This is a genomic window from Streptomyces sp. NPDC051173 (assembly GCF_040689515.1).
GTDB lineage: Bacteria > Actinomycetota > Actinomycetes > Streptomycetales > Streptomycetaceae > Streptomyces.
Genome location: NZ_JBFBBD010000088.1, coordinates 1 through 21547, shown reverse-complemented (window position 1 = coordinate 21547; position 21547 = coordinate 1). Strand labels below are relative to the sequence as shown.

The 21547-nt window shown below is 73.3% G+C and carries 13 protein-coding genes and 1 pseudogene; 5 read left to right on the top strand and 9 right to left on the bottom strand.

Going from position 1 to position 21547, the window contains the following annotated elements; all coding sequences use genetic code 11:
• Positions 1-367: 367 nt before the first annotated feature.
• The 6 genes and pseudogenes from AB0435_RS30040 to AB0435_RS30015 form a co-directional block, all read right to left on the bottom strand.
• Positions 368-2563: a DUF6350 family protein gene (locus AB0435_RS30040; protein ID WP_366428396.1), complete on the bottom strand. Its 2196-nt coding sequence runs from the start codon at positions 2561-2563 to the stop codon at positions 368-370.
• Positions 2564-2821: 258 nt separating this feature from the next.
• Positions 2822-3706 (bottom strand): succinate--CoA ligase subunit alpha, encoded by an 885-nt coding sequence (gene sucD / locus AB0435_RS30035; RefSeq protein ID WP_366006819.1) that lies wholly within the window; start codon positions 3704-3706, stop codon positions 2822-2824.
• Between the two features lie 20 nt (positions 3707-3726).
• Positions 3727-4902 (bottom strand): ADP-forming succinate--CoA ligase subunit beta, encoded by a 1176-nt coding sequence (gene sucC / locus AB0435_RS30030; protein ID WP_366006820.1) that lies wholly within the window; start codon positions 4900-4902, stop codon positions 3727-3729.
• Positions 4903-5143: 241 nt separating this feature from the next.
• A complete protein-coding gene (locus tag AB0435_RS30025) occupies positions 5144-5920 on the bottom strand; it encodes a VWA domain-containing protein (RefSeq protein WP_366428401.1) in 777 nt (258 codons plus the stop codon).
• A 426-nt stretch (positions 5921-6346) separates the two neighbouring features.
• Positions 6347-8590 (bottom strand): annotated as a pseudogene (locus AB0435_RS30020) (DUF5682 family protein); the annotation flags it as partial.
• The gene (locus AB0435_RS30015) at positions 8587-9687 is read right to left on the bottom strand and encodes an AAA family ATPase (RefSeq protein WP_366428395.1); all 1101 of its coding nucleotides are present in this window, start codon (positions 9685-9687) and stop codon (positions 8587-8589) included. The gene AB0435_RS30015 and the pseudogene AB0435_RS30020, both read right to left, overlap by 4 nt.
• A 128-nt stretch (positions 9688-9815) precedes the next feature.
• On the opposite strand from AB0435_RS30015, the gene AB0435_RS30010 reads away from it, so the two are divergent.
• Positions 9816-11153 (top strand): SWIM zinc finger family protein, encoded by a 1338-nt coding sequence (locus AB0435_RS30010; protein WP_366428394.1) that lies wholly within the window; start codon positions 9816-9818, stop codon positions 11151-11153.
• Positions 11154-11419: 266 nt separating this feature from the next.
• On the top strand, positions 11420-12997 hold the full coding sequence (locus AB0435_RS30005; protein ID WP_366428393.1) for a DUF5691 domain-containing protein: 1578 nt from the start codon (positions 11420-11422) through the stop codon (positions 12995-12997).
• 265 nt (positions 12998-13262) lie between these two features.
• Here AB0435_RS30005 and AB0435_RS30000 read toward each other — a convergent pair whose 3' ends face one another.
• On the bottom strand, positions 13263-13670 hold the full coding sequence (locus AB0435_RS30000; RefSeq protein ID WP_361533297.1) for a cobalamin B12-binding domain-containing protein: 408 nt from the start codon (positions 13668-13670) through the stop codon (positions 13263-13265).
• A 384-nt stretch (positions 13671-14054) separates the two neighbouring features.
• Between AB0435_RS30000 and AB0435_RS29995 the strand changes: the two genes are divergently transcribed.
• Positions 14055-14933, top strand: a complete 879-nt coding sequence (locus AB0435_RS29995; protein ID WP_366006824.1) for an alpha/beta fold hydrolase — start codon at positions 14055-14057, stop codon at positions 14931-14933.
• Between the two features lie 252 nt (positions 14934-15185).
• Positions 15186-16688: a peptidoglycan DD-metalloendopeptidase family protein gene (locus AB0435_RS29990; protein WP_366006825.1), complete on the top strand. Its 1503-nt coding sequence runs from the start codon at positions 15186-15188 to the stop codon at positions 16686-16688.
• Between the two features lie 327 nt (positions 16689-17015).
• Here AB0435_RS29990 and pcrA read toward each other — a convergent pair whose 3' ends face one another.
• Both pcrA and AB0435_RS29980 read right to left on the bottom strand, forming a co-directional pair.
• Entirely contained in the window at positions 17016-19469 is a 2454-nt protein-coding gene (gene pcrA / locus AB0435_RS29985; protein ID WP_366006826.1) for a DNA helicase PcrA, read from the bottom strand.
• A gap of 108 nt (positions 19470-19577) precedes the next feature.
• Positions 19578-19931 (bottom strand): hypothetical protein, encoded by a 354-nt coding sequence (locus AB0435_RS29980; RefSeq protein ID WP_366006827.1) that lies wholly within the window; start codon positions 19929-19931, stop codon positions 19578-19580.
• A gap of 377 nt (positions 19932-20308) precedes the next feature.
• On the opposite strand from AB0435_RS29980, the gene AB0435_RS29975 reads away from it, so the two are divergent.
• Entirely contained in the window at positions 20309-21388 is a 1080-nt protein-coding gene (locus tag AB0435_RS29975) for an NlpC/P60 family protein (RefSeq protein WP_366006828.1), read from the top strand.
• Positions 21389-21547 lie beyond the last annotated feature (159 nt).

Genomic DNA, 21547 nt, shown 5'->3' with positions numbered 1-21547 from the left:
GTGGCGACTTTCTGCCCCGCCGGGCACGCCATTCTCTTCAGCCGGGTGCGCCGGCTTCTTTCCGCTGGGCGCGCCGTCTTTTCTTTTCAGCCCGTTGGGGGCACCTCCCAGCGGTAGCTGGGGGAGTTTGAGGACAACGCGCGAAGCGTGTTGCGGGGTCTGGGGCGGAGCCCCCCACGCGGCGGAGCCGCACATCAGATGCAGCCGAGCAGGGGCGGGGTAGGGGAACAAGCCCGCCGCAGGCGCCAACCGACCCGCAGACAAGGGGCCCCGGGCGGAGCCCCCACGCGGCGGAGCCGCACATCAGACGCAGCCGAGCAGGGGCGGGGCTGGGTAAAAGCGCCGCAGGCATCACCCCAAGAACAGATCACGCCCCTTCCGACGGCCGGCTCAAATCCCGCGGCTCGAACTCCGGCACCAACCCGCCCCCGGAATCCCGAAGCGCCGCCCACCGAACCTGCCGAGCCCCCGTCTCGTGCCAGGCCGCCACCCCCGCGGAGTCGTAGGCCCCCACGACCACCCCCTCCACCGGCACCCGCGCCTCCGCCCCGTCGGGCACGGCGGCCGCGTGTCTCCCCCGTCCCTTCCTCGCCGTGGCCCGCCACCACCAGTCGCGCGCCCGCGACCACTTCGGTTCGCGTACGGCGTCCAGGAGCGTGGTCCCCGCCGGCTGCCGGACGGCGGGGCCGGGCAGGGGCAGGCCGAGGGGCGCGGGCGACGGTCCCCGCCGGACCGGCAGTTCCTCCACGGCCCGGCCCTCCTCGGCGGCGGGCTCGCACACCTCGGGCTCTGCCGAGGGCATCGCGGGCTCCCACCCTTCGGGCTCACGAGCCCCAGGTCCGGGAGCGTCCGCCTCGCCGGACTCGTCCCCCTCCGCCTCGCGAGCCGCCGCACCCTCGCGGCGTCCCCGCCCCCCTCGCCCCCGCCGTTCGCGCCTCGCGGCCCCGCGGGCCGCCGGCTCCCGCACAGGCGCGGGTTCATCGGCCGGCACTTCCTCGTCGGGGGCAGGGGCCTCGGCCACCGTCCCCTCCGTGGCGTCCTCGGGCGCGGCGAACCCCAGCCACGCCCCCGCCGCCCGTACCGCCGCCCCGCCCGGGACCCGGCGTGGCCGCGCCGCCGGTTCCGCGACCGGCTCCGCGAGCGGTTCCGGCAGCGGCTCGCCGGAGCCCGGTGGGACCAGGCCCAGGGCCGCCACGGGGCCCTTGCACCATGTCGGCACCAGCTCCGGGTGGCGCGTCCGGCGCGGTGCGGTCGTCGTCGCCACGGTCGTCGCCACCAGCGGGCGCGGGGCCGGCTTCGGGCGGGCGCGTCTGCGGACCCAGCGCAGGATCAGCGCGCCCGGCACGCCGAGGCCCGTCGTCCAGACCAGTGCCGCGCCGCCGACGAGCCACCAGGGCGGGCCGAAGTCGGCGAGCGTGTCCTCGCCGAGCGGGCCCGACGCCACGTAGGACAGAACGGACATCAGCAGCGCGCAGAGCACCCCGCCCAGCGCCGCGGTCACGGCCGTGCGGCCGGCCTTCGACCGGCGCAGCGCCTTCGGCTCCCGGGGGACGGTCGCGTACGCGATCGCCACCCCCGCGCCGGCCGACAGCGCCGACGCGAACGCCAGCGCCGCGGGTCCCGAGGGGCCCGGTGGCGGCAGGGCCGCGAAGAGCGGGAAGCGGGGCAGCAGCGGATAGCCGGCCACCCCGAGCGGGCCGACGACACCGTCCACGCCCACCATGAACCCCGGGCCCAGCCCGTACGCCGCCGCCCACACGACCGCGTTCGGCAGCAGCGCCACGCACAACAGCAGCACGGCGACGCGGCCGGACCACGCGAAGGTCATCTGGAGGAGCGACTGCTGGGCCGCGGCCACGTGCAGCACGAGCGAGCCCGCCAGCAGCAGTGCGCCGCCGCCGAGCAGCGCGCCGGTGCCGACGGCGCCGGTCCGTACGACCTCCGTCAGCCGGGGGCGCGTGAACCAGCGCCGTACGCCCCTGGGGAGCCCCTCCAGCGCCCGGCGCGCGAAGGGCGGCGGTGTCATGCCGGGGAAGCCCGCCGCCGCCCACGCGCCCGCCCCCACGGCCACGCCCGCGAACAGCGGCAGGTGCAGCAGGGCGCTCAGGGGCGCGACCGGGAGCGGGCCGGAGGAGGCGTAGAGCGCGGCGGCCGTGGCCACGGAGAAGTAGCCGCCGAGCAGGGCCGCGATCGCCTTGCGCGGGGTCAGGACGGCGTGTCCGGCGGCGTCGTCCTGCGCCGGGCCGTCCGGCGCGTCGTCCGACGGCTGGTCCTCCACCGGGTCGAGCGCGTGCCGGGTCGCGCGGTAGAGGAGCCAGCTGGGCAGCACGGTGAAGAGCAGCGGCGTCAGCCCGATCGGCGCCGGGGCGCCGGTGAGCGTCTCGGTGCGGACGAGGTGCGCGCCGTGCGCGAGCAGCCACAGGGCGGCGGCGACGCGCAGGGCCGTCGCGGGGCCGCTGTCGGGGTAGGGGGAGGAGATCCACAGCGACAGGACGACCACGGCGAGCGCGCCGAGCCCGAGACCCGCGGCGACCATCCCGCCGAGGAACACCGCGCCCGCCATCGGAGGTGGCCCCGCGGCGGTGGACCTGCTCCGCGAAGGCAACTGCGGGCTGTGATCGGCAAAAGGGGTCACGGCCCCATGCTGCCAACAAGATGGCTTTCGTACGGGTAGCGGGCAAATAGCCGTCGTGTCGCCCGCATTCGCTTATGCACCTTTTAAGCCTGATGGGTGGACAGCTTCACCCGGTCGGGCCCGCCGGAACGGGTGTGGGCCCGCGCCCCTTCCGGGACGCGGGCCCACACCGTGGAACCGTACGGCTCAGGCGGACAGCGCCTCGCGCGCCAGCAGAGCGGTCTCGGACGGCGTCTTGCCGACCTTCACACCCGCGGCCTCGAGGGCCTCCTTCTTCGCCTGGGCGGTGCCGGACGAACCGGAGACGATCGCGCCGGCGTGGCCCATCGTCTTGCCCTCGGGCGCGGTGAAGCCGGCCACGTAGCCGACGACCGGCTTGGTGACGTTGGCCTTGATGAAGTCCGCGGCCCGCTCCTCCGCGTCGCCGCCGATCTCGCCGATCATGACGATCAGGTCGGTGTCGGGGTCGGCCTCGAACGCGGCGAGCGCGTCGATGTGCGTGGTGCCGATGACCGGGTCGCCACCGATGCCGACGGCCGAGGAGAAGCCGATGTCACGGAGCTCGTACATCATCTGGTAGGTCAGCGTGCCCGACTTGGACACCAGACCGATGCGGCCGGGCTTGGTGATGTCGCCCGGGATGATGCCGGCGTTGGACTGGCCCGGGGTGATGAGACCGGGGCAGTTCGGGCCGATGATCCGGGTCTTGTTGCCCTTCGAGCCCGCGTACGCCCAGAAGGCGGCGGAGTCGTGGACGGCGATGCCCTCGGTGATCACGACGGCCAGCGGGATCTCGGCGTCGATCGCCTCGACGACGGCGGCCTTGGCGAACGCCGGCGGCACGAAGACGACGGTGACGTTCGCACCGGTCTTCTCCATCGCTTCCTTGACGGAACCGAAGACCGGTACGTCCTTGCCGTCGAAGTCGACGCTCGTGCCCGCCTTGCGCGGGTTCACGCCACCGACGATGTCGGTGCCGTCGGCCAGCATGAGCTTGGTGTGCTTCATGCCCGTGGCGCCGGTCATCCCCTGGACGATGACCTTGCTGTCCTTGGTGAGGAAGATAGCCATGGTTGTGGAGTCCTCGTCCCTTACTTCGCAGCCAGCTCGGCGGCCTTGTCGGCCGCGCCGTCCATGGTGTCCACGCGCTGCACCAGCGGGTGGTTGGCGTCGGACAGGATCTTGCGACCCAGTTCGGCGTTGTTGCCGTCGAGGCGGACGACGAGCGGCTTGGTGACGTTCTCGCCCTTGGCCTTCAGCAGCTCCAGGGCCTGGACGATGCCCTTGGCGACCTCGTCGCACGCGGTGATGCCACCGAAGACGTTGACGAAGACGGACTTGACGTCCGAGTCGCCGAGGATGATCTCAAGACCGTTGGCCATGACCTCGGCGGAGGCGCCGCCACCGATGTCGAGGAAGTTGGCCGGCTTGACGTTGCCGTGCTTCTCACCGGCGTACGCGACGACGTCCAGGGTGCTCATGACGAGACCCGCGCCGTTGCCGATGATGCCGACCTGGCCGTCGAGCTTGACGTAGTTGAGGCCCTTGGCCTTGGCGGCCGCCTCGAGGGGGTTGGCCGCGGCCTTGTCCTCGAGCGCCTCGTGCTCCGGCTGGCGGAAGTCGGCGTTCTCGTCGAGCGAGACCTTGCCGTCGAGGGCCAGCACGTCGCCGTTGGCGACCTTGGCCAGCGGGTTGACCTCGACGAGGAGCGCGTCCTCGGCGACGAAGGTCTTCCACAGGGTCACCATGACCTCGGCGACCTTCTCGGCGACCTCGGCCGGGAACTTCGCCTGGGCGACGATCTCGCGGGCCTTCTCGATGGTCACACCCTCGTTGGAGTCGACCGGGACCTTCGCGAGGGCCTCGGGGGTCTTCTCCGCGACCTCCTCGATGTCCATGCCGCCCTGCACCGAGGCCATGGCCAGGAAGGTGCGGTTGGTGCGGTCGAGGAGGTACGAGACGTAGTACTCCTCGAGGATCTCGGGAGCGGTCTCGGCGATCATCACCTTGTGGACCGTGTGGCCCTTGATGTCCATGCCGAGGATGTCCGTCGCGCGGGCGACGGCCTCGTCCGGGGTGGCGGCCAGCTTCACGCCGCCGGCCTTGCCGCGGCCACCGACCTTCACCTGAGCCTTGACGACCGACTTGCCGCCCAGCCGCTCAGTGGCCTCGCGCGCCGCCTCAGGCGTGTCGATGACTTCACCGGCCAGCACCGGTACACCGTGCTTGGCGAAGAGGTCCCTCGCCTGGTACTCGAACAGGTCCACGCGCGTCCGTCCCTTTTCCATGGATATCGCGGTTCAGTGTCTGCGCGGGCGTGCCGCAGGCCAGCGTGACGACGCGATCTTTTACGAGGGCGGCACACGTTCACCGTTGACGCGGCATGTCCGTCTCGCAGGTTATCCCCGAGGGACGGAGGTCCCTAAATCGCAGGTCACACTCCGGCCGTGATTACCCTCACAGATCGCACACGGATCGCTCACTGATCGCACCCGGCGGGCCCTCCCGTCAGGGCTCGGGGACGGGCAGCGGGCGCTTCTCCAGCGCGGCGGCCATCACCTCGGGGAAGAGGTCCGGGGTGCAGGCGAATGCGGGCGTGCCCAGGGCCGCGAGCGCCGCCGCGTGCTCGCGGTCGTAGGCGGGGGCGCCCTCGTCGGACAGCGCGAGCAGCGTCACGAACGCCACTCCGGACGCCTTCATCGCCGCGACCCGCCTCAGCATTTCGTGGCGTATCCCACCTTCATGGAGATCACTGATGAGGACGACAAGGGTCTCCGCCGGGCGGGTGATGCGTGACTGGCAGTAGGCGAGCGCCCGGTTGATGTCGGTGCCGCCGCCGAGCTGGGTGCCGAAGAGCACGTCGACGGGGTCGGCCAGCCGGTCGGTGAGGTCGGCGACCGCGGTGTCGAAGACGACGAGCCGGGTGTCGAGGGACCGTATGGAGGCGAGGACGGCGCCGAACACGGCGGCGTGGACGACCGAGGCCGCCATCGAACCGGACTGGTCGACGCAGAGGATCACCTCCTTGCGCACCGCCCGCGCCGCCCGCCCGTGGCCGACGAGCCGCTCCGGGACGACCGTGCGGTGCTCGGGCAGGTAATTCCTGAGGTTCGCCCGGATGGTGCGGTCCCAGTCGATGTCCCGGTGCCGGGGGCGCTCCACGCGGGCCGACCGGTCGAGGGCGCCGCCGACCACCGTGCGGATCCGCGGCGTCAGGCGCTTCTCCAGCTCCTGGACGACCTTGCGGACGACGGCCCGCGCGGTCTCCTTCGTCGTCTCCGGCATGGCCTTGGCGAGCGACAGCAGGGTGCCGACGAGCCGTACGTCCGCCTCCACGGCCTCCAGCATCTCCGGCTCCAGCAGCAGAGCGGCCAGCCCGAGCCGGTCGATGGCATCACGCTGCATCACCTGGACGACGGACGCCGGGAAGTACGTACGGATGTCCCCCAGCCAGCGGGCGGCGTACGGCACGGACGACCCGAGCCCCGCGCTCCCGCCCGCGTCGCCGTAGAGCGCGTCGAGCGTGCGGTCCAGCGCGACGTCGGCGCCGCGGAGCGGGGGGCCGCTGTCGCGGCCGGCGTCCCCGAGCACGAGCCGCCAGCGGCGGAGCCGCTCGGGGGACGACGGCGGTGCCGGGGGCGGGGCCTCGGCCCGGCCGGTGTCCGTCGCCGGGAGGCCCGCCTCCGGAAGGAGTGCGGTGGCCGTCCCTCCGTCCGTCCCCAGCAGCACGCGCAGCACCGGCACGACCGCCGCCGCCCGTTCCTCGTCCACCCCCGCGCCGAATCCCGGCACGCCCCGCGGGGCGGCCACGGCGCCCCGGCGGAGCAGCTCGCCCAGCGTCCGCCGCACTCCCGCCCCGTACGCGGAGAACGTACGCCGCAGCAGGGGCAGCACCCCCGTGAACTCGCGGCCGGGCACGGACACGAGCCACGCGTCCACCAGCGCGCGCAGCCGCTCGTCGTGGACGAGCAGCATGCCGCCGGAGTCGCCCTCGCCCAGGAACCCCTCGATCCACGCCGCCGCCTCCGCCGGTGCGACCGTGCCCGAGAGCGCGAGCCCCATGAGCCGGGCGGCCCGGTCCTCCGTCAGGTGGCCTTCGTCCAGCAGGAGTCGTGTGGCTCTCCCCCGGATCCCGCCGGGCAGGCCGTCCCGTCCGGCGAGCAGCCGCAGCACCGCGGACCAGCGCTCGCGTACGCCGGCGGGTGGCGTCTGCGCACCGGCGAGCAGGCCGACCGCGTGGTGCACCGCGTCCAAGTGGCCGCGCATGTCCGCCGCCGCGTCCGTGTCCAGGCCGTGGCAGGCGGCGGGCAGGCCGACGAAGACCCGCTCGGCGAGGCCCGCGGCCACCTCGCCGAGGGCGGCGGTGTCGGTGCGGCGCACGTCGCCGTACCGCAGCGAGCGGACCAGCGCGGGCAGGGCCGAGGCCAGGTGCGCGACGTCCGCGTCGAGCGCCGCGCGGTCGGCGAGGACGCGCATCACGGTGGGGAGGGCGTCGGGCAGCCCCGCGAGCAGGCAGCGCTCGGCGAGGGCCGTGAGCCCGGCGAGGGCCGGGGTGCCGGCCGCCTCGGACCCGGCCTTCGCCGTCGCGGCGGCCTCCACGGTGGTGCCCCACGCGCCCGCCTCGGCGACCCGGACGGACAGCTCGGGCTCCCAGCGCAGCCGCCAGGTCTCCCGGAAGGTGCCCGTGCCGCCGCGGGAGGGCACCGGCTCGCCCCAGTCGACGCCGAGGAGCCGCAGGCGGTGGAGGAGCCGGCTGCGGGCGGCGTCGGTGTCCTCGCGCAGGTCGAGCTCGCGGTCCCGGGCGGCCGCCTCCGGCTTGAGCCGCAGGGTGCGCTGAAGGCGGGTCAGGTCCCGCCGCAAGGGGGTGGCGGGCGCGGCGTCGGGCACCTCGCCGAGGTCGTCGCCGATGACGAGGCGCTCCCGCACCAGGGCGAGGGGCACGTCGGAGCCGTCGCACATGACGGACCGGACCGCGTCGAGCGTCTCGGTGAGCCCGGCGAGCGGGCGGCCGCGCAGGGCGGCGAGGGTGTCGGCGAGCCGTACGGCCTCGATGACGTGGGCCGGGGAGACGGGGTGGTCCTCGGCGCGCAGCAGCCGGGCGACCTCGGTCATCCAGCGCTCGACGGGCCGGTCGGGGGCGTGGAAGAGATGGCCGTACCAGCCGGGCGAGTCGATTCCCGCGCCGTAACCGCTGTGGCGGGAGAGGCGCCGGTGGGTCCAGGGCACCCAGCTGAGCTCGGCCTTGACCTTGGGCAGCCCCTTGAGCTCCGCGCGGTCCGCGGCGACGGTCCGCTTCTCCGTGAGCGCCGGTACGTGCCACGCGCCGCAGACCACGGCGAACGCGTCGCCGAACTCCCGCCGCGCCTCCCGGATCCGCAGCCGCATGTGCGCTTCGCGCGCGGCGTCCGGGCCGATGCCGTCCCCGTGGGCGGCCCGCAGCTCCGCCATCGCCTCGGCGAGGGCGTGGAACGGCGCGAGCGCGTCGTCCGCGCGGGGCCCGCTCCGGTGCTCGACGGCGTCCTCCCACCACCGCTCGGGGTCGTCGTGACCGGCGGCCTCCGCGAGCGCGGCCAGCGGGTCCGCACGGCCCTTCCGGCTTGCTTCGTCGGGCAGTTGGGCCTGGTCCCGCAGGGCGAGGGTGTGGGCCGCCGGCAGGTCGATGAAGCGTACGGGCACGCCGTGGGCGAGGGCCCAGCGGATCGCGGTCCACTCCGGGGAGAACGCCGCGAGCGGCCAGAACACGGACCGCCCGGGGTCGTCGACGGCGTGGGCGAGGAGGGCGACGGGCGGGCGCATGCCCTCGTCGGCGGCGAGGTGGACGATCGGGCCGGCCTCGGGCGGCCCCTCGATCAGCACGGCCCGCGGCCCGCACCGGTCGAGTGCCGCCCCGACGGCCCGCGCCGAGCCGGGGCCGTGGTGGCGGACGCCCAGCAGGGCCGGGCCGGTCCCGGTCATACGGCGGCCTCCCGGCACGCGCGGTAGAAGTCCTTCCAGCCGTCCCGTTCGCGGACGACCGCCTCCAGATACTCCTGCCAGACCAGACGGTCGGCCGCCGGGTCGCGGACCACGGCGCCCGCGACCCCGGCGGCCACGTCGCCCGCGCGCAGCACGCCGTCACCGAAGTGGGCGGCGAGCGCGAGTCCGCCGGTGACGACGGAGATCGCCTCCGCCGTCGAGAGCGGCCCCGAAGGGGATTTGAGCTTGGTGCGGCCGTCGGCGGTGACGCCGTCGCGCAGCTCGCGGAAGACGGTGACCACGCGCCGGATCTCGTCGGCGCCGTCGGGGACGGCGGGCAGGTCGAGGGAGCGCCCGATCTGGTCGACGCGCTGGGCGACGATGCCGACCTCTGCCTCCGCGGTGGCGGGCAGGGGCAGGACGACGGTGTTGAAGCGGCGGCGCAGGGCGCTGGAGAGCTCGTTGACCCCGCGGTCGCGGTCGTTGGCGGTGGCGATCAGGTTGAACCCGCGCACCGCCTGCACCTCCTCCCCCAACTCGGGGATGGGCAGCGTCTTTTCGGACAGGGCGGTGATGAGCGTGTCCTGCACGTCGGCGGGGATGCGGGTGAGCTCCTCGACGCGGGCGGTCGCGCCGGTGGCCATGGCGCGCATCACGGGGCTGGGGACGAGCGCGGCGCGGCTGGGGCCTTCGGCGAGGAGCCGGGCGTAGTTCCAGCCGTAGCGGATGGCCTCCTCCGGGGTGCCGGCCGTGCCCTGCACCAGCAGGGTGGAATCGCCGCTGACCGCGGCGGCCAGGTGCTCGGACACCCAGGTCTTGGCGGTGCCGGGCACGCCGAGCAGGAGGAGCGCGCGGTCGGTGGCGAGGGTGGTCACGGCCACCTCGACGACGCGTCGCGGGCCCACGTACTTGGGGGTGATCACCGTGCCGTCGGGCAGGGTGCCGCCGAGCAGATAGGTGGCGACGGCCCACGGCGACAGCCGCCAGCGGGCGGGGCGGGGCCGGTCGTCGGAGGCCGCGAGTGCCTTGAGCTCCCCCGCGAAGGCGTCCTCGGCGTGCGGGCGCAGCGCTTCGGTCTCGATTCCGGGCACGGTCACAAGTCCCCCTCGGTCGTGCGGTTCCGGGTCACGTGAACAACCCTGCATCACCCCACTGACAATCGGCCCCGGCGCCGGGAAACCACAGGTCAGGGCGATTGTCAGTGGGGGGTCGTAGCGTTTGCGGCATGAATCCGCAGGGGGAACGCTGGACGGAGGACCGGGTGCTCGCGCCAGCACCTGACGATCCATCACGTATGGCGGGTGGCAGGCTCGCGGCGCCCGGCCGGTGGTCGGGCGCGGGGGCGCGGGGCGCGGGCGCGGTGTGGGGGGAGTGCGAGGACGGCGGCCCGCCGTACCGGACGGTCGTGGACCTCGACGGCCCCGGCGGCCCCGCGTCCCATTGCACGTGCCCGAGCGGCGAGTTCCCGTGCGAGCACGCGCTCGGGCTGTTGCTGCTGTGGTCGGCGGGCGGGGAATCGGTCCCGGAAGGCCCGCCTCCGGGCTGGGCCGGGCAGTGGCTGGACCGCGGACGGCGGCAAGCGGAGCCCGGAGCGCCGCCTGCCCCGCCCGCGAGTACGGACGCGGCGCGGCGGAGAGCAGAGCGCCGGGCGCGGCGCATGACCTCGGGAGCACGGGAGTTGGAGCAACGGCTCGGCGATCTACTGCGAGGCGGCCTCGCGGCCGACGGCTCGGAGTACGGGCAGTGGGACGAAACGGCGGCCCGCATGGTCGACGCACAGGCCCCCGGACTGGCCGTGCGAGTACGGGAGTTGGGGGCTGCTCGGGTCTCCGGTGGCGACTGGGCGTCCCGGCTGCTGGCGGAGTGCGCCCTGCTGCACACGCTCAACCAGGGCTTCCTGCACCTCGACCGCCTCCCCGAACCCCTGGCCGCCACGGTGCGCACGCGGGTCGGCACCGCGGTGGATTCCACGGCCGTGCTCGCCTCCGCCGTCCCCGTCCGCGACCACTGGCTGGTCCTGGCGCAGTCGGACGGCGACGACGGCCACTTGATCACCCGCCGGATCTGGCTCCGCGGCCGTGACACGGGGCGGACGGCGCTGCTCCTCTCGTACGGAGCGGCGGGCCGGGCACCGGAGTTGTCGCTTCCCGCCGGGCTCTCCCTGGACGCGGACCTCGCCTATCACCCGGCGGCGCGACCGCTGCGCGCCGCCCTGGGCACCCGGTACGCGGCCTCGGAGCCCAGCCCCGCTCCCCCGCCGGGCGGCGGCGTCCGACAAGCACTGGAGGCGTACGGCGAGGCCCTGCGCGACGACCCGTGGCTCGACGGCTGGCCGGTGCTCCTCGACGCCGTGGTCCCGATACCGGACCCGGAGGCGGGCTGGCAACTGGCGGACGCCGACGGCGACTCGGCGCTCCCTGTCGACCCCCGCCACCGGGACCGCTCCGCCCTGTGGCGGCTCACCGCACTGTCCGGCGGCCGACCGGTCACGGTCTTCGGCGAATGCGGCCACCAAGGCTTCACGCCGTTGTCCACGTGGGCACCTGAGCTGGTGCAGCTCTGAGGAGGTGAGTGGTAAGGGGAGGGCCGAAACGTGCAGGGGTGGCACAGCCCGGCACCCGACCACGAGGACGAGCCCAAATCAGCCCGGCCGGCGATTGAGGCCGCCCGCCGCAGGCGCAACGGACCCGTTGCCCGACAACGGCGAGACCCCACAACCAGCCCATTGGGTGCACCTCTGGGGGCGCCCCGGCCGCAGGCCGCAACGATCCCGCACCCGACAACCAACCGCAGGCAGAGCGCAGCGAACCGGCAGCGAAAGGGCACCTCATGAACACCACCTGGGACGAGCTGGTCTCCGCCGCCCTGCTCGGCACCGACCGGCGCACACCACCCGTGCGGCCGCGGGACGGCCAGGACGCCGCCATGGCCCTGCTGGACGCCGCGGCCCTGCACACCGTCCGACGGCGCGCCGGGCTCGTGCCCGCCACCGCACGCGCACGGCCGGAGCCCGCGCCCGAGGACCCCCGGCCCGCGTTGCCGCCCGCGGCGCGGCGCCGGCTGGCCCTGCTGCTCGCCGACCGTTCCGCGGGCGGGAGCGGCGCGGGGCGGCGGATCGGCGCGCCGGATCTCACGGAGCTGCTGCCGCAGTGGCTGGCCGCCGCCGACCGGTACGGCTACCGAGCGCCCGCCGACCTGCTGCCCGCACTACTGGAAGCGGCCCGCGCCCGTACGGATCTCCGGCCCGCGGCGCTCGCGTTCGGCGGATCCCGGGCGCGGTGGCTGGCCGGGCTCAACCCTCAGTGGAAGTACGCGCTCCGCGCGGGACCGGCCACAGCGCGGAGCCACGCCGTGGCCGGCACCCCCGAGGCCCGGAAGGTGTGGGAGGAGGGTCTGTTCGCCGAGCGGGTGGCGCTGCTGGCCTCCGCACGGCGCCGCGACCCGGCGGCGGCCCGGGAGTTGCTGTCGGAGACCTGGCGGACGGAGCGGGCGGAGGACCGGCTGATGTTCCTGGACTCGCTGCGCGAAGGGCTCGCCCCGGCCGACGAGCCCTTCCTTGAGCAGGCACTGACCGACCGGAGCGGCAACGTCCGCGCCACGGCGGCCGAACTGCTGGCGGCTGTCCCCCACTCCGCGCTCGCCCGGCGGATGGCGGAGCGGGCGCGCACGTGCGTGGCCCTGGAGCGCGCGGGCGGTGCCGCCCGGATAGCGGTCGAGGCGCCGCACGAGTGCGACAGGGGCATGCAGCGGGACGGCGTCGCCGCCAAGCCGCCGCCCGGCCGCGGCGAGCGGTCGTGGTGGCTGAGCCAGGTGGTGAAGGCGGCCCCGCTGGCCACGTGGCGCGAGCGGTTCGCGGGCCGTGGGGCCGAGGAGATCGTAGCCCTCCCGGTCACCGACGGCTGGCAGCCGGAACTGCACGCGGCCTGGTGCCGGGCCGCCGTCCGGCAGCGGGACGCGGAGTGGTCACGGGTCCTGCTCGGCCCGCCGACGGCGCCCCCGGAGGGCTCGCCCTGGCGGGACCCGGCGAAGCTGCTCTCCGCCCTGCCCCCGGAGGAACGGGCCGAGTGGGTGGCGCGGTTCGTCGCGGCGCACGGGCTGTCGGAGGCGTTCCGGCTGCTGGGCGTGTGCGAGGTGCCGTGGGCACGGCCGCTGGGCACAGCCCTGGTCGACGCGCTCGACGCCGCACGCGACGCGGGCGGCTACCCCTGGAGCTTCAGCGGCGTGATGGGCCTGGCCGAGCGCTGCCTGGACCCGGCGCAGGCGGACCGGCTGGAGGAGCTCACGGCGCTGCCCGACGAGCCGCTCTCCACGTCCGACGGTGCGGCCGGCTATTGGGCGGAGGCGTTCCGGCGGCTCGTCGGCACGTTGCGCCTGCGCGCGGTGATGGCCGCGGAGTTGGCGGGCTGAGGCGGTGGCGTGGGCTGAGAGGGCGCGAGCTGAGACGGTGACGCGGGGTACGGCGGCGCGGACTGAGGCAGCACGAGCTGAGACGGCACGGGCTCGGACGGCGGCGCGGACTGAGACGGCGCGAGCTGGGGCGGTGACTCGGGCTCAGGCAGCGCGAGCTGGGGCGGTGGCGCGAACCGAGACGGCGCAGGCTGAGACGGCGCGGGCTCAGGCAGCGGGCCGCAGTCGCAGGTGCGCGAACCGGCCCGCCGCCGTGCCCGGTCGGCTACGCCGCCCCTCGTACGTTCTCGTTGACCCACTCCACGATCGACGCCGTCGTCGCGCCCGGGGTGAAGATCGCGGCCACTCCCTGCTCCTTGAGCGGGGCGATGTCCGCCTCGGGGATGATGCCGCCGCCGAAGACCTTGATGTCCTCCGCGTCGCGCTCCCGCAGCAGCTCGATGACCTTGGCGAAGAGCGTGTTGTGCGCGCCGGAGAGGATGGACAGGCCGATCGCGTCGGCGTCCTCCTGGATCGCGGTGTCCACGATCTGCTCCGGTGTCTGGTGCAGGCCGGTGTAGATGACCTCCATGCCCGCGTCGCGCAACGCCCGGGCGATGACCTTGGCCCCGCGGTCGTGACCGTCGAGCCCCGGCTTGGCCACCACTACGCGGATCGGACCGGTCACTCCCATCACTGCCTCCAAGTACGACAAGCACGACGCCGGCGACCGGCCGAGAGGATGCCCCGCGCCCTGGGGGGCGGGGATGTGAACGAACGTTATCGCCAGCATCCCGCACCCGGCCGTTTCGCGGTGGAGAGGGAGGGGGAAATCACACGTGGGACAACACGTTCGCTACGCACCGCCCTTCCGCTTCCGCATCCCGGGGGTCCGGGAGCCTCCCGTGTCACCGGAGCAGCGGGACCGCGGGCGGTCGCGAGGGGAGCCGCGGCGAGCTCGCCGCAGCACTGTGCCGACAGCCGCGCGGCACAGTGGTGCGGCCTGCGGCGCACAGCTGCCCGTGAATGCGCACGGGGGGAGAGAGCCGCCTTCTGTGTGCCGTTCAGGAGGTCGGCCATGGCGGCCCTGCGTTTGATCACCCTCTTCTCCGCCCTGTTGCGCCCCTCGGCGCTGCTCGTCCGGTCCACGCTGCTGGAGCTGGCGATCCTCACGGGCCACGCGCTGCTCTATCCCACCGGCATGACACAGGAGCACCGTCCGCCGCCGCTGCCCCCGCCACCCACAGGGCGCAACGACACGCCCGAAGCCGAATCGGAATCGGGAACAAAAGGCGGAACGGAACAGGAAACAGAACACGCGTCCCACCCGCCCGTGCTTCTCCTCCACGGTTTCATCGACAACCGCTCCGTCTTCGTCCTGCTGCGCCGCTCCCTCCGCAGACACGGCTGGCAGCAGATCGAGTCCCTGAATTACTCCCCGCTGACCTGCGACGCCCGGTCCGCGGCCGAGTTACTGGCCCGGCACGTGGAGGAGTTCTGCGCGCGGACGGGCCGGGCGGAGATCGACGTGGTGGGCCACAGCCTCGGCGGGCTGATCGCACGCTATTACGTCCAACGGCTGGGCGGGGACGCCCGGGTGAGGACGCTGGTCACGCTCGGCACCCCGCACGGGGGCACCCGCGTCGCGCCTTTGATGTCCGCGCACCCTCTCGTCCGGCAGATGCGCCCGGGTTCGGATGTCATAGCCGAACTCGCCGCTCCCGCCCCGGATTGCCGAACGCATTTCATCAGCTTCTGGAGCGACTTGGACCAGATAATGGTGCCGGTCGAGACGGCGCGGATCGATCACCCGGATCTGATCACCCGCAATGTCCGTGTGACCGGCGTCGGCCATCTCGCGCTGCCGGTGCACTGGGCGGTGGCCGCAGGCATCCGTCAGGCCCTGACCGCGGAGGAAACCGCAGCTGAGGCATCCGGCGCGGCGTCGGTCGCCTGATCCACGGCCTGCCCCGTAAGGCGCCGCACGCCCCCGTTCGTTCACCCTTGAGGGGACAGAACTCGATTCCACTCGCCAAAAAACCGAACAACCTTCGAACGTCAAATCGGTTTCCGGGGGTTCAGTCCACCGAAAGGCGGCCAAATGCCCGCCCCAGGGCCGCCTGAAACGTGACGAAGATTGTCGCCATCCTGAACCGCCGGGTACAGTCGCCGCTAATTCTCCTGCTCCCGAGGCGAAAGAGAAGTGGTGGTGAACGACCGTCACCCGTCGGCGGGCTCAAGCCCGGCCGGTCCCGCTCAGGACATCTCCTACGGGCACTACACGTCGTACGAGCAGCAGGGCACCCCGCACGGCTACCCCGGCTACGAAGGCCAGGACTCCGGCCAGTGGGACACCTCCGGCTGGGGCCACTCCCCCGACGCCTCCTGGGGCGGCAACACCTCGGGCTGGAGCCAGTTCGCCGACGGCGGCTGGGACCAGGGCGCCACCGGACAGACCCAGACCTGGGAGTTCACCGGCTACGACACCGGGCAGACCGGCCAGTGGGACACCTCCGGCTGGGGCCACCCGGGCGGCGTCCCGGCCACGGACACCGGCTCCTGGAACACGGCCGGGCCGTACGACACCTCCGCCGGATCCGGCTGGGGACAGCCCGCCGACGGCGGCTGGAACACCGACACCTCCGTCCACGCCCAGAGCTGGGACACCACCGGAGCGCCCGCCGCCGGCTGGGGGCAGCAGCAGGACGCCGGCTGGGGCGACGTCAGCGCACAGCAGACGCAGACCTGGGACACCAGCGCGTACGCGAGCGCCGAGGCGCCCGAGGCGCAGCGCACCCCCACCCTCATGGTCGACCTCTCCGGCGCCGACCTGGGACCCGCTCCCTCGCCCGGCGCCCAGTACGTCGCCGACGCCGAGACCCGGACCATGTCGGTGATCGACCAGCCGGAGCCCGAGGACGGGCAGGACCCGCCGACGGCACCGGGCGTCCCGGCGCAGAGCCGCAGCCGCCGCAAGGGAGCCCCCTCCCGCACCGGCTACCGGCCCGGCCGCAAGGCCCTGTTGACGGTCGCCGTGCCGTCGGTCGCGGTCATGGGCGTCGCGGGCATCGCCGCCGCCTCCGTCTCCGGCGGCAAGGGCGACGCGAAACAGACCCAGGCCGCCGCCGCTCCGAACGCCGCGGCCGTCCCCTCGATCGCCAACAGCAAGCTGGACACCCAGCTCGCCGGCCTCAGCCGGGGCGCCGACGACTTCGCCACCCGCGCCACCCGCACCCAGGAACGCCTCGACCTCAAGGCGCGCCAGGAGGAGGAGAAGAAGCGCAAGGCGGAGGAAGCGGCGCGCAAAGAGGCCGAGCGCCCCAAATTCGCGCTCCCCGTCACCCAGCACGGCCTGAGCGCGTACTTCGGGCAGGCGGGTGCCAACTGGATGTCCGTGCACACCGGCATCGACTTCCCCGTCAGTTACGGGACGCCGGTCATGGCCGCGACCGACGGCACGGTCCGCACGCAGTACAACGTCGCCTACGGCAACATGGCCATAGTGACGTCGCCCGACGGGACCGAGACCTGGTACTGCCACCTCAGCAGCACGAAGCTGCGGTCCGGGCAGGTCAAGGCCGGTGACGTCATCGCCTATTCGGGCAACTCCGGCAACTCCACGGGGCCGCACCTCCACTTCGAGGTCAGGCCGGGGGGGGCGGCGGTCGATCCCCTGCCGTGGCTGAGGTCGCACGACCTGGACCCGTCGTAGGGCCGCGTGCGCCTGCGGCGGGCTTTGTTCCCCAGCCCCGCCCCTTCCCGGCTGCGTCTGATGTGCGGCTCCGCCGCGTGGGGGGCAAGTCCCCAGACCCCCGAAGCACGCTTCGCGCGCTGTCCTCAAGCGCCGGACGGGCTGAATGGTGCGGACCGTAACCAGCACATTCAGCCCGTTGGGGGCACCTCTGGGGGCACCCCCGGACGGAGTCTGGGGGAGGTGGCTGGGGGAGTTTGAGGACGCGCCCGCAGGGCGCTCCCGCCGCAGGCGGAAAAGACCCGCACCCGGCAACAGCCAGAACCCCAACCGCGACGCCCCGCAGGGCTAAAGCTTCTCCACCGGCGCGTACCGCAAAAGCAACCGCTTCGGCTTCTCCGAGCCGAAGTCGACCGTCGCCTCCGCGTTGTCACCGCTGCCCTTGACCCCGACGACCGTTCCCAGGCCGAAGGAGTCGTGCGTGACGCGGTCGCCGACGGCAAGTGCCACGACCGGCTTCTCCTTCGCGCGCCGGGTCGCGAAGCCGCTCGGGCCCGCCTTCGTGCTGCCGCGCGAGGACGAGAAACCGGGCGTGAGCCCCGAGACCGCGCCCATCGACGCGGACGGCGTCGCGGGCCCCGTGCGGCGCCACTGGAGATACTGCTCGGGGATCTCCTCCAGGAACCGCGACGGCGGGTTGTACGAGGGCTGGCCCCAGGCGCTGCGCATGCTCGCCCGGGTCAGATACAGCCGCTCGCGCGCACGGGTGATGCCCACGTAGGCGAGCCGCCGCTCCTCCTCCAGCTCCTTCGTCTGGCCGAGGGCGCGCATGTGCGGGAAGACGCCGTCCTCCAGGCCGGTGAGGAAGACGACGGGGAACTCCAGGCCCTTCGCGGTGTGCAGGGTCATCAGCGTGATGACACCGGTGCCCTCGGTGTCCTCGTCGGGGATCTGGTCGGAGTCCGCGACGAGCGCGACCTTCTCCAGGAACTCCGCCAGCGTGCCCTGGTCCTCCTCACCCTCCCGCTCCTGCTCGAATTCCAGGGCGACGGCCGCCAGTTCCTGGAGGTTCTCGATGCGGGTCTCGTCCTGCGGGTCGGTGGACGCCTGGAGCTCGGCGAGATAGCCCGTGCGCTCCAGCACCGCCTCCAGCACGGTCGCGGGCCCGGCCCCCGACTCGACGACGGTGCGCAGCTCCTCCATCAGGACGTTGAAGCGGTTGACCGCGTTCGCCGAGCGCGCGGCCATGCCGTACGCCTCGTCCACACGCCGCAGCGCCTGCGCGAAGCTGATCTTCTCGCGGAGGGACAGCGCGTCGATCATCGCCTCGGCGCGCTCGCCGATGCCGCGCTTGGGGACGTTGAGGATGCGCCGCAGCGGCACTGTGTCCTCGGGGTTGGCGAGCACCCGCAGATACGCGAGGACGTCGCGGACCTCCTTGCGCTCGTAGAACCGCACGCCGCCGACGACCTTGTAGGGCAGGCCGACGCGGATGAAGATCTCTTCGAAGACACGCGACTGGGCGTTGGTGCGGTAGAAGATCGCGACGTCACCGGCCTTGGCGTCGCCGGCGTCCGTCAGCCGGTCGATCTCGTCGGCGACGAACTGCGCCTCGTCGTGCTCGGTGTCGGCCACATAGCCGGTGATGGACGCGCCCGCCCCGGCCTCGGTCCACAGGTTCTTCGGGCGGCGGTTCTGGTTCCGCTCGATCACGGCGTTGGCGGCGCTGAGGATCGTCTGCGTGGAGCGGTAGTTCTGCTCCAGCAGGATCGTGGTGGCGTCCGGATAGTCCTCCTCGAACTGGAGGATGTTGCGGATCGTGGCACCGCGGAAGGCGTAGATCGACTGGTCGGCGTCACCGACGACGCACAGCTCGGCGACGCCGTCCTCGGGGGCGTTGTCCGGGGTGCCGACCAGCTCGCGCACCAGCGTGTACTGCGCGTGGTTGGTGTCCTGGTACTCGTCGACCAGCACGTGCCGGAAGCGGCGGCGGTAGTGGTCGGCCACGTCCGGGAACGCCTGGAGCAGGTGGACCGTGGTCATGATGATGTCGTCGAAGTCGAGCGCGTTGGCCTCGCGCAGCCGCGACTGGTACATCGCGTACGCCTGCGCCAGCGTCTTCTCGAATCCGTCGGCCGCCTGCCCGGCGAAGGTCTCCTCGTCGATGAGCTCGTTCTTGAGGTTGGAGATCTTCGCGCTGAACGACTTCGGCGGGAACTTCTTCGGGTCGAGGTCGAGGTCCCGGCAGACGAGCGCCATCAGCCGCTTGGAGTCGGCCGCGTCGTAGATCGAGAAGGACGAGGTGAAGCCGAGCTTCTTGCTCTCGCGGCGCAGGATCCGCACACAGGCGCTGTGGAAGGTCATCACCCACATCGCGTGGGCGCGCGGGCCGACGAGCTCCTCGACGCGCTCCTTCATCTCGCCCGCGGCCTTGTTGGTGAAGGTGATCGCGAGGATCTGGCCGGGGTGGACGTGGCGGGCGCCCAGCAGGTGGGCGATGCGGTGGGTGAGCACGCGCGTCTTGCCGGACCCGGCGCCCGCGACGATCAGCAGCGGGGAGCCCGTGTGCACGACGGCGGCGCGCTGCTGGTCGTTCATCCCCTCCAGCAGCGCGGCGGGGTCGACGGCGGGCCGGGCCGCGCCGTCGCGGTAATACGCCTCGCGGGGCACGGGCGCGTCGAAAGCGCCCCCGAAGAGGTCGTGCGGCACCGGCTCCGGGGCCGCGTCCTCCGGGGGCGGCGGGGGCTCCTCGCCGCTGGGGCCGAGATCCGCCAGGAAGCTGTCGTCAAAGAGGCTGCTCATCGCCTCCCGAGTCTAGGCCGCCCCACTGACAGCCGGTCCCACTTCCCCGGGCACCCCGCGAATCGGCCATGATCCGTGCGGGGCCAGGGGTCCGCGGGGCCAGGGGAGCTACGTCCAGAGCAGCGCGATGAAGATGTTGGCCACGGTCAGCCCGCCGACCGTGCCGAAGGCGGCCGCCTCGACCTTCTCGTCGTCCCGCTTCACGTAGACCAGCCCGAGGATCACGATCAGGAACGCGAGCTTCACGCCGATCTTGAAGGTGTCCAGGGTGTAGCCCTGGGCCTGGTTCAGGCCGACCAGCGCCATGCCGGTGACCAGCATCGTCAGGGCCCCGTGCAGCATCGCCGGGACCATGCGCGCCTCGCCCTTGCCCATGACCTTCAGCTGGGTCATGAAGCCGCCGAGCAGAGCGGCGATGCCGATGATGTGGAGGCCGACGACGGCGTGAATGAGTACGTCCATGACGCCGACCCTAGCCGGGGCCATAGCACCCCCCGACAGTGAGGTAAGGCTCAATCGCCACTTCGATCACGCACGGCATATATCCATCCGTACTCACGCGTTCCGCTCGCTCAACAGCAGTCGCATCATGGCCGATTCACGCCAGTAGCGGTCATGTGCGTTCTCGGGCGTGACCCCTCGGTTTAGCGTCCTGCCCCAGACAGCGGCGGTCCGCGTTCTCTCCCTCCCGCGGGCCGCCGCCGTCCGCGCCGTAAGGCCGGTACGACCGGTACGACCGGCACGAGCCGTACGGCAGGACAGGGACAAGCCAGCACCACCAGCGCGAACCGCACCACCAGCACCACCAGCCGGTGTGGAAGAAGGAAGTGACGGCCGACGTGGCATCGCACCGAAAGCCCAAGCAGCACCCGCTCGCCAGCAACACCGTGCGGACCGCGGCCACCCTGGCCCTGGCGGGCGCGGCCACCGCCACCGTCCTCGACGGCACCGGCCATGCCGCGCCCCGCCCGACCACCGCCCAGCTGCGGGAGCAGGTCGACCGCTTCTACCAGCAGGCCGAGGTCGCCACCGAGCGCTACAACGGGGCCAAGGAGAAGGCCCGCGCCGCCGAGACGGCCCTCGGCGGCCTCCAGGACGAGGCCGCCCGCAAGACCCAGAAGCTCAACGCCGCCCGCGACGCGCTGGGGTCCGTGGCCACCGCGCAGTACCGCGACGGCAGCATCCCCACGAGTGTGCAGCTCCTGCTGTCCTCCACGCCCGGCCAGTATCTGGACCGGGCCTCCCTCGCCGACCAGGCCGGCAGCCGCGAGGCCGTCGCCGTCGACCGCTTCCGGCACGAGCTGCGGGACGTCCAGCAGGTGCGGACCACCGCCGACGGCCGACTCGCCGAGCTCAAGCGCCAGCAGTCGTCGCTCGCCCGCGACAAGCAGGCCATCGAGACGAAGCTGAACGACGCCCAGCAGCTGCTGGACCAGATGCCCGCCCCGGCCCGCGCGGCCGTCGAGCAGGGCGACATCACCTCCGCCCCCGTGCACGGCGTGGCGGCCGTCGTGCCCACCGCGGCCCGCACGGTCCACGCCGTGGCCCAGGGCGGCGCCCAGGCCCCCACCGAGCGCGCCGCGAAGGCCGTGGCCTTCGCGTACGCCGCACTCGGCAAGCCGTACGTCTGGGGGGCCACCGGCCCGTCGGCGTACGACTGCTCCGGCCTGACGCAGGCCGCCTGGCAGGCGGCCGGGGTGTCACTGCCGCGGACGACCTACACCCAGATCAACGCCGGAAGGCGCGTCGCGCGGAGTCAGCTGGTGCCCGGGGATCTGGTGTTCTTCTACTCCGGCGTCAGCCATGTCGGCATCTACGTGGGTGACGGCCAGATGATCCACGCTCCGCATCCGGGGGCGCCGGTGCGGTTGGCTCCTGTGTCGGAAATGCCGTTCGCCGGGGCGGCGCGGCCGGCTTGAGGGTGCGGGTTGCTTTCGCCTGCGGCGGGCTTTTTCCCCAGCCCCGCCCCTTCCCGAAACTGGGGGCAAGCCCCCAGACCCCCTGTCCTCAAACGCCGGACGGGCTGATTTCAGCCCGTTGGGGGCACCTCCCAGCGGTAGCTGGGGGAGTTTGAGGAC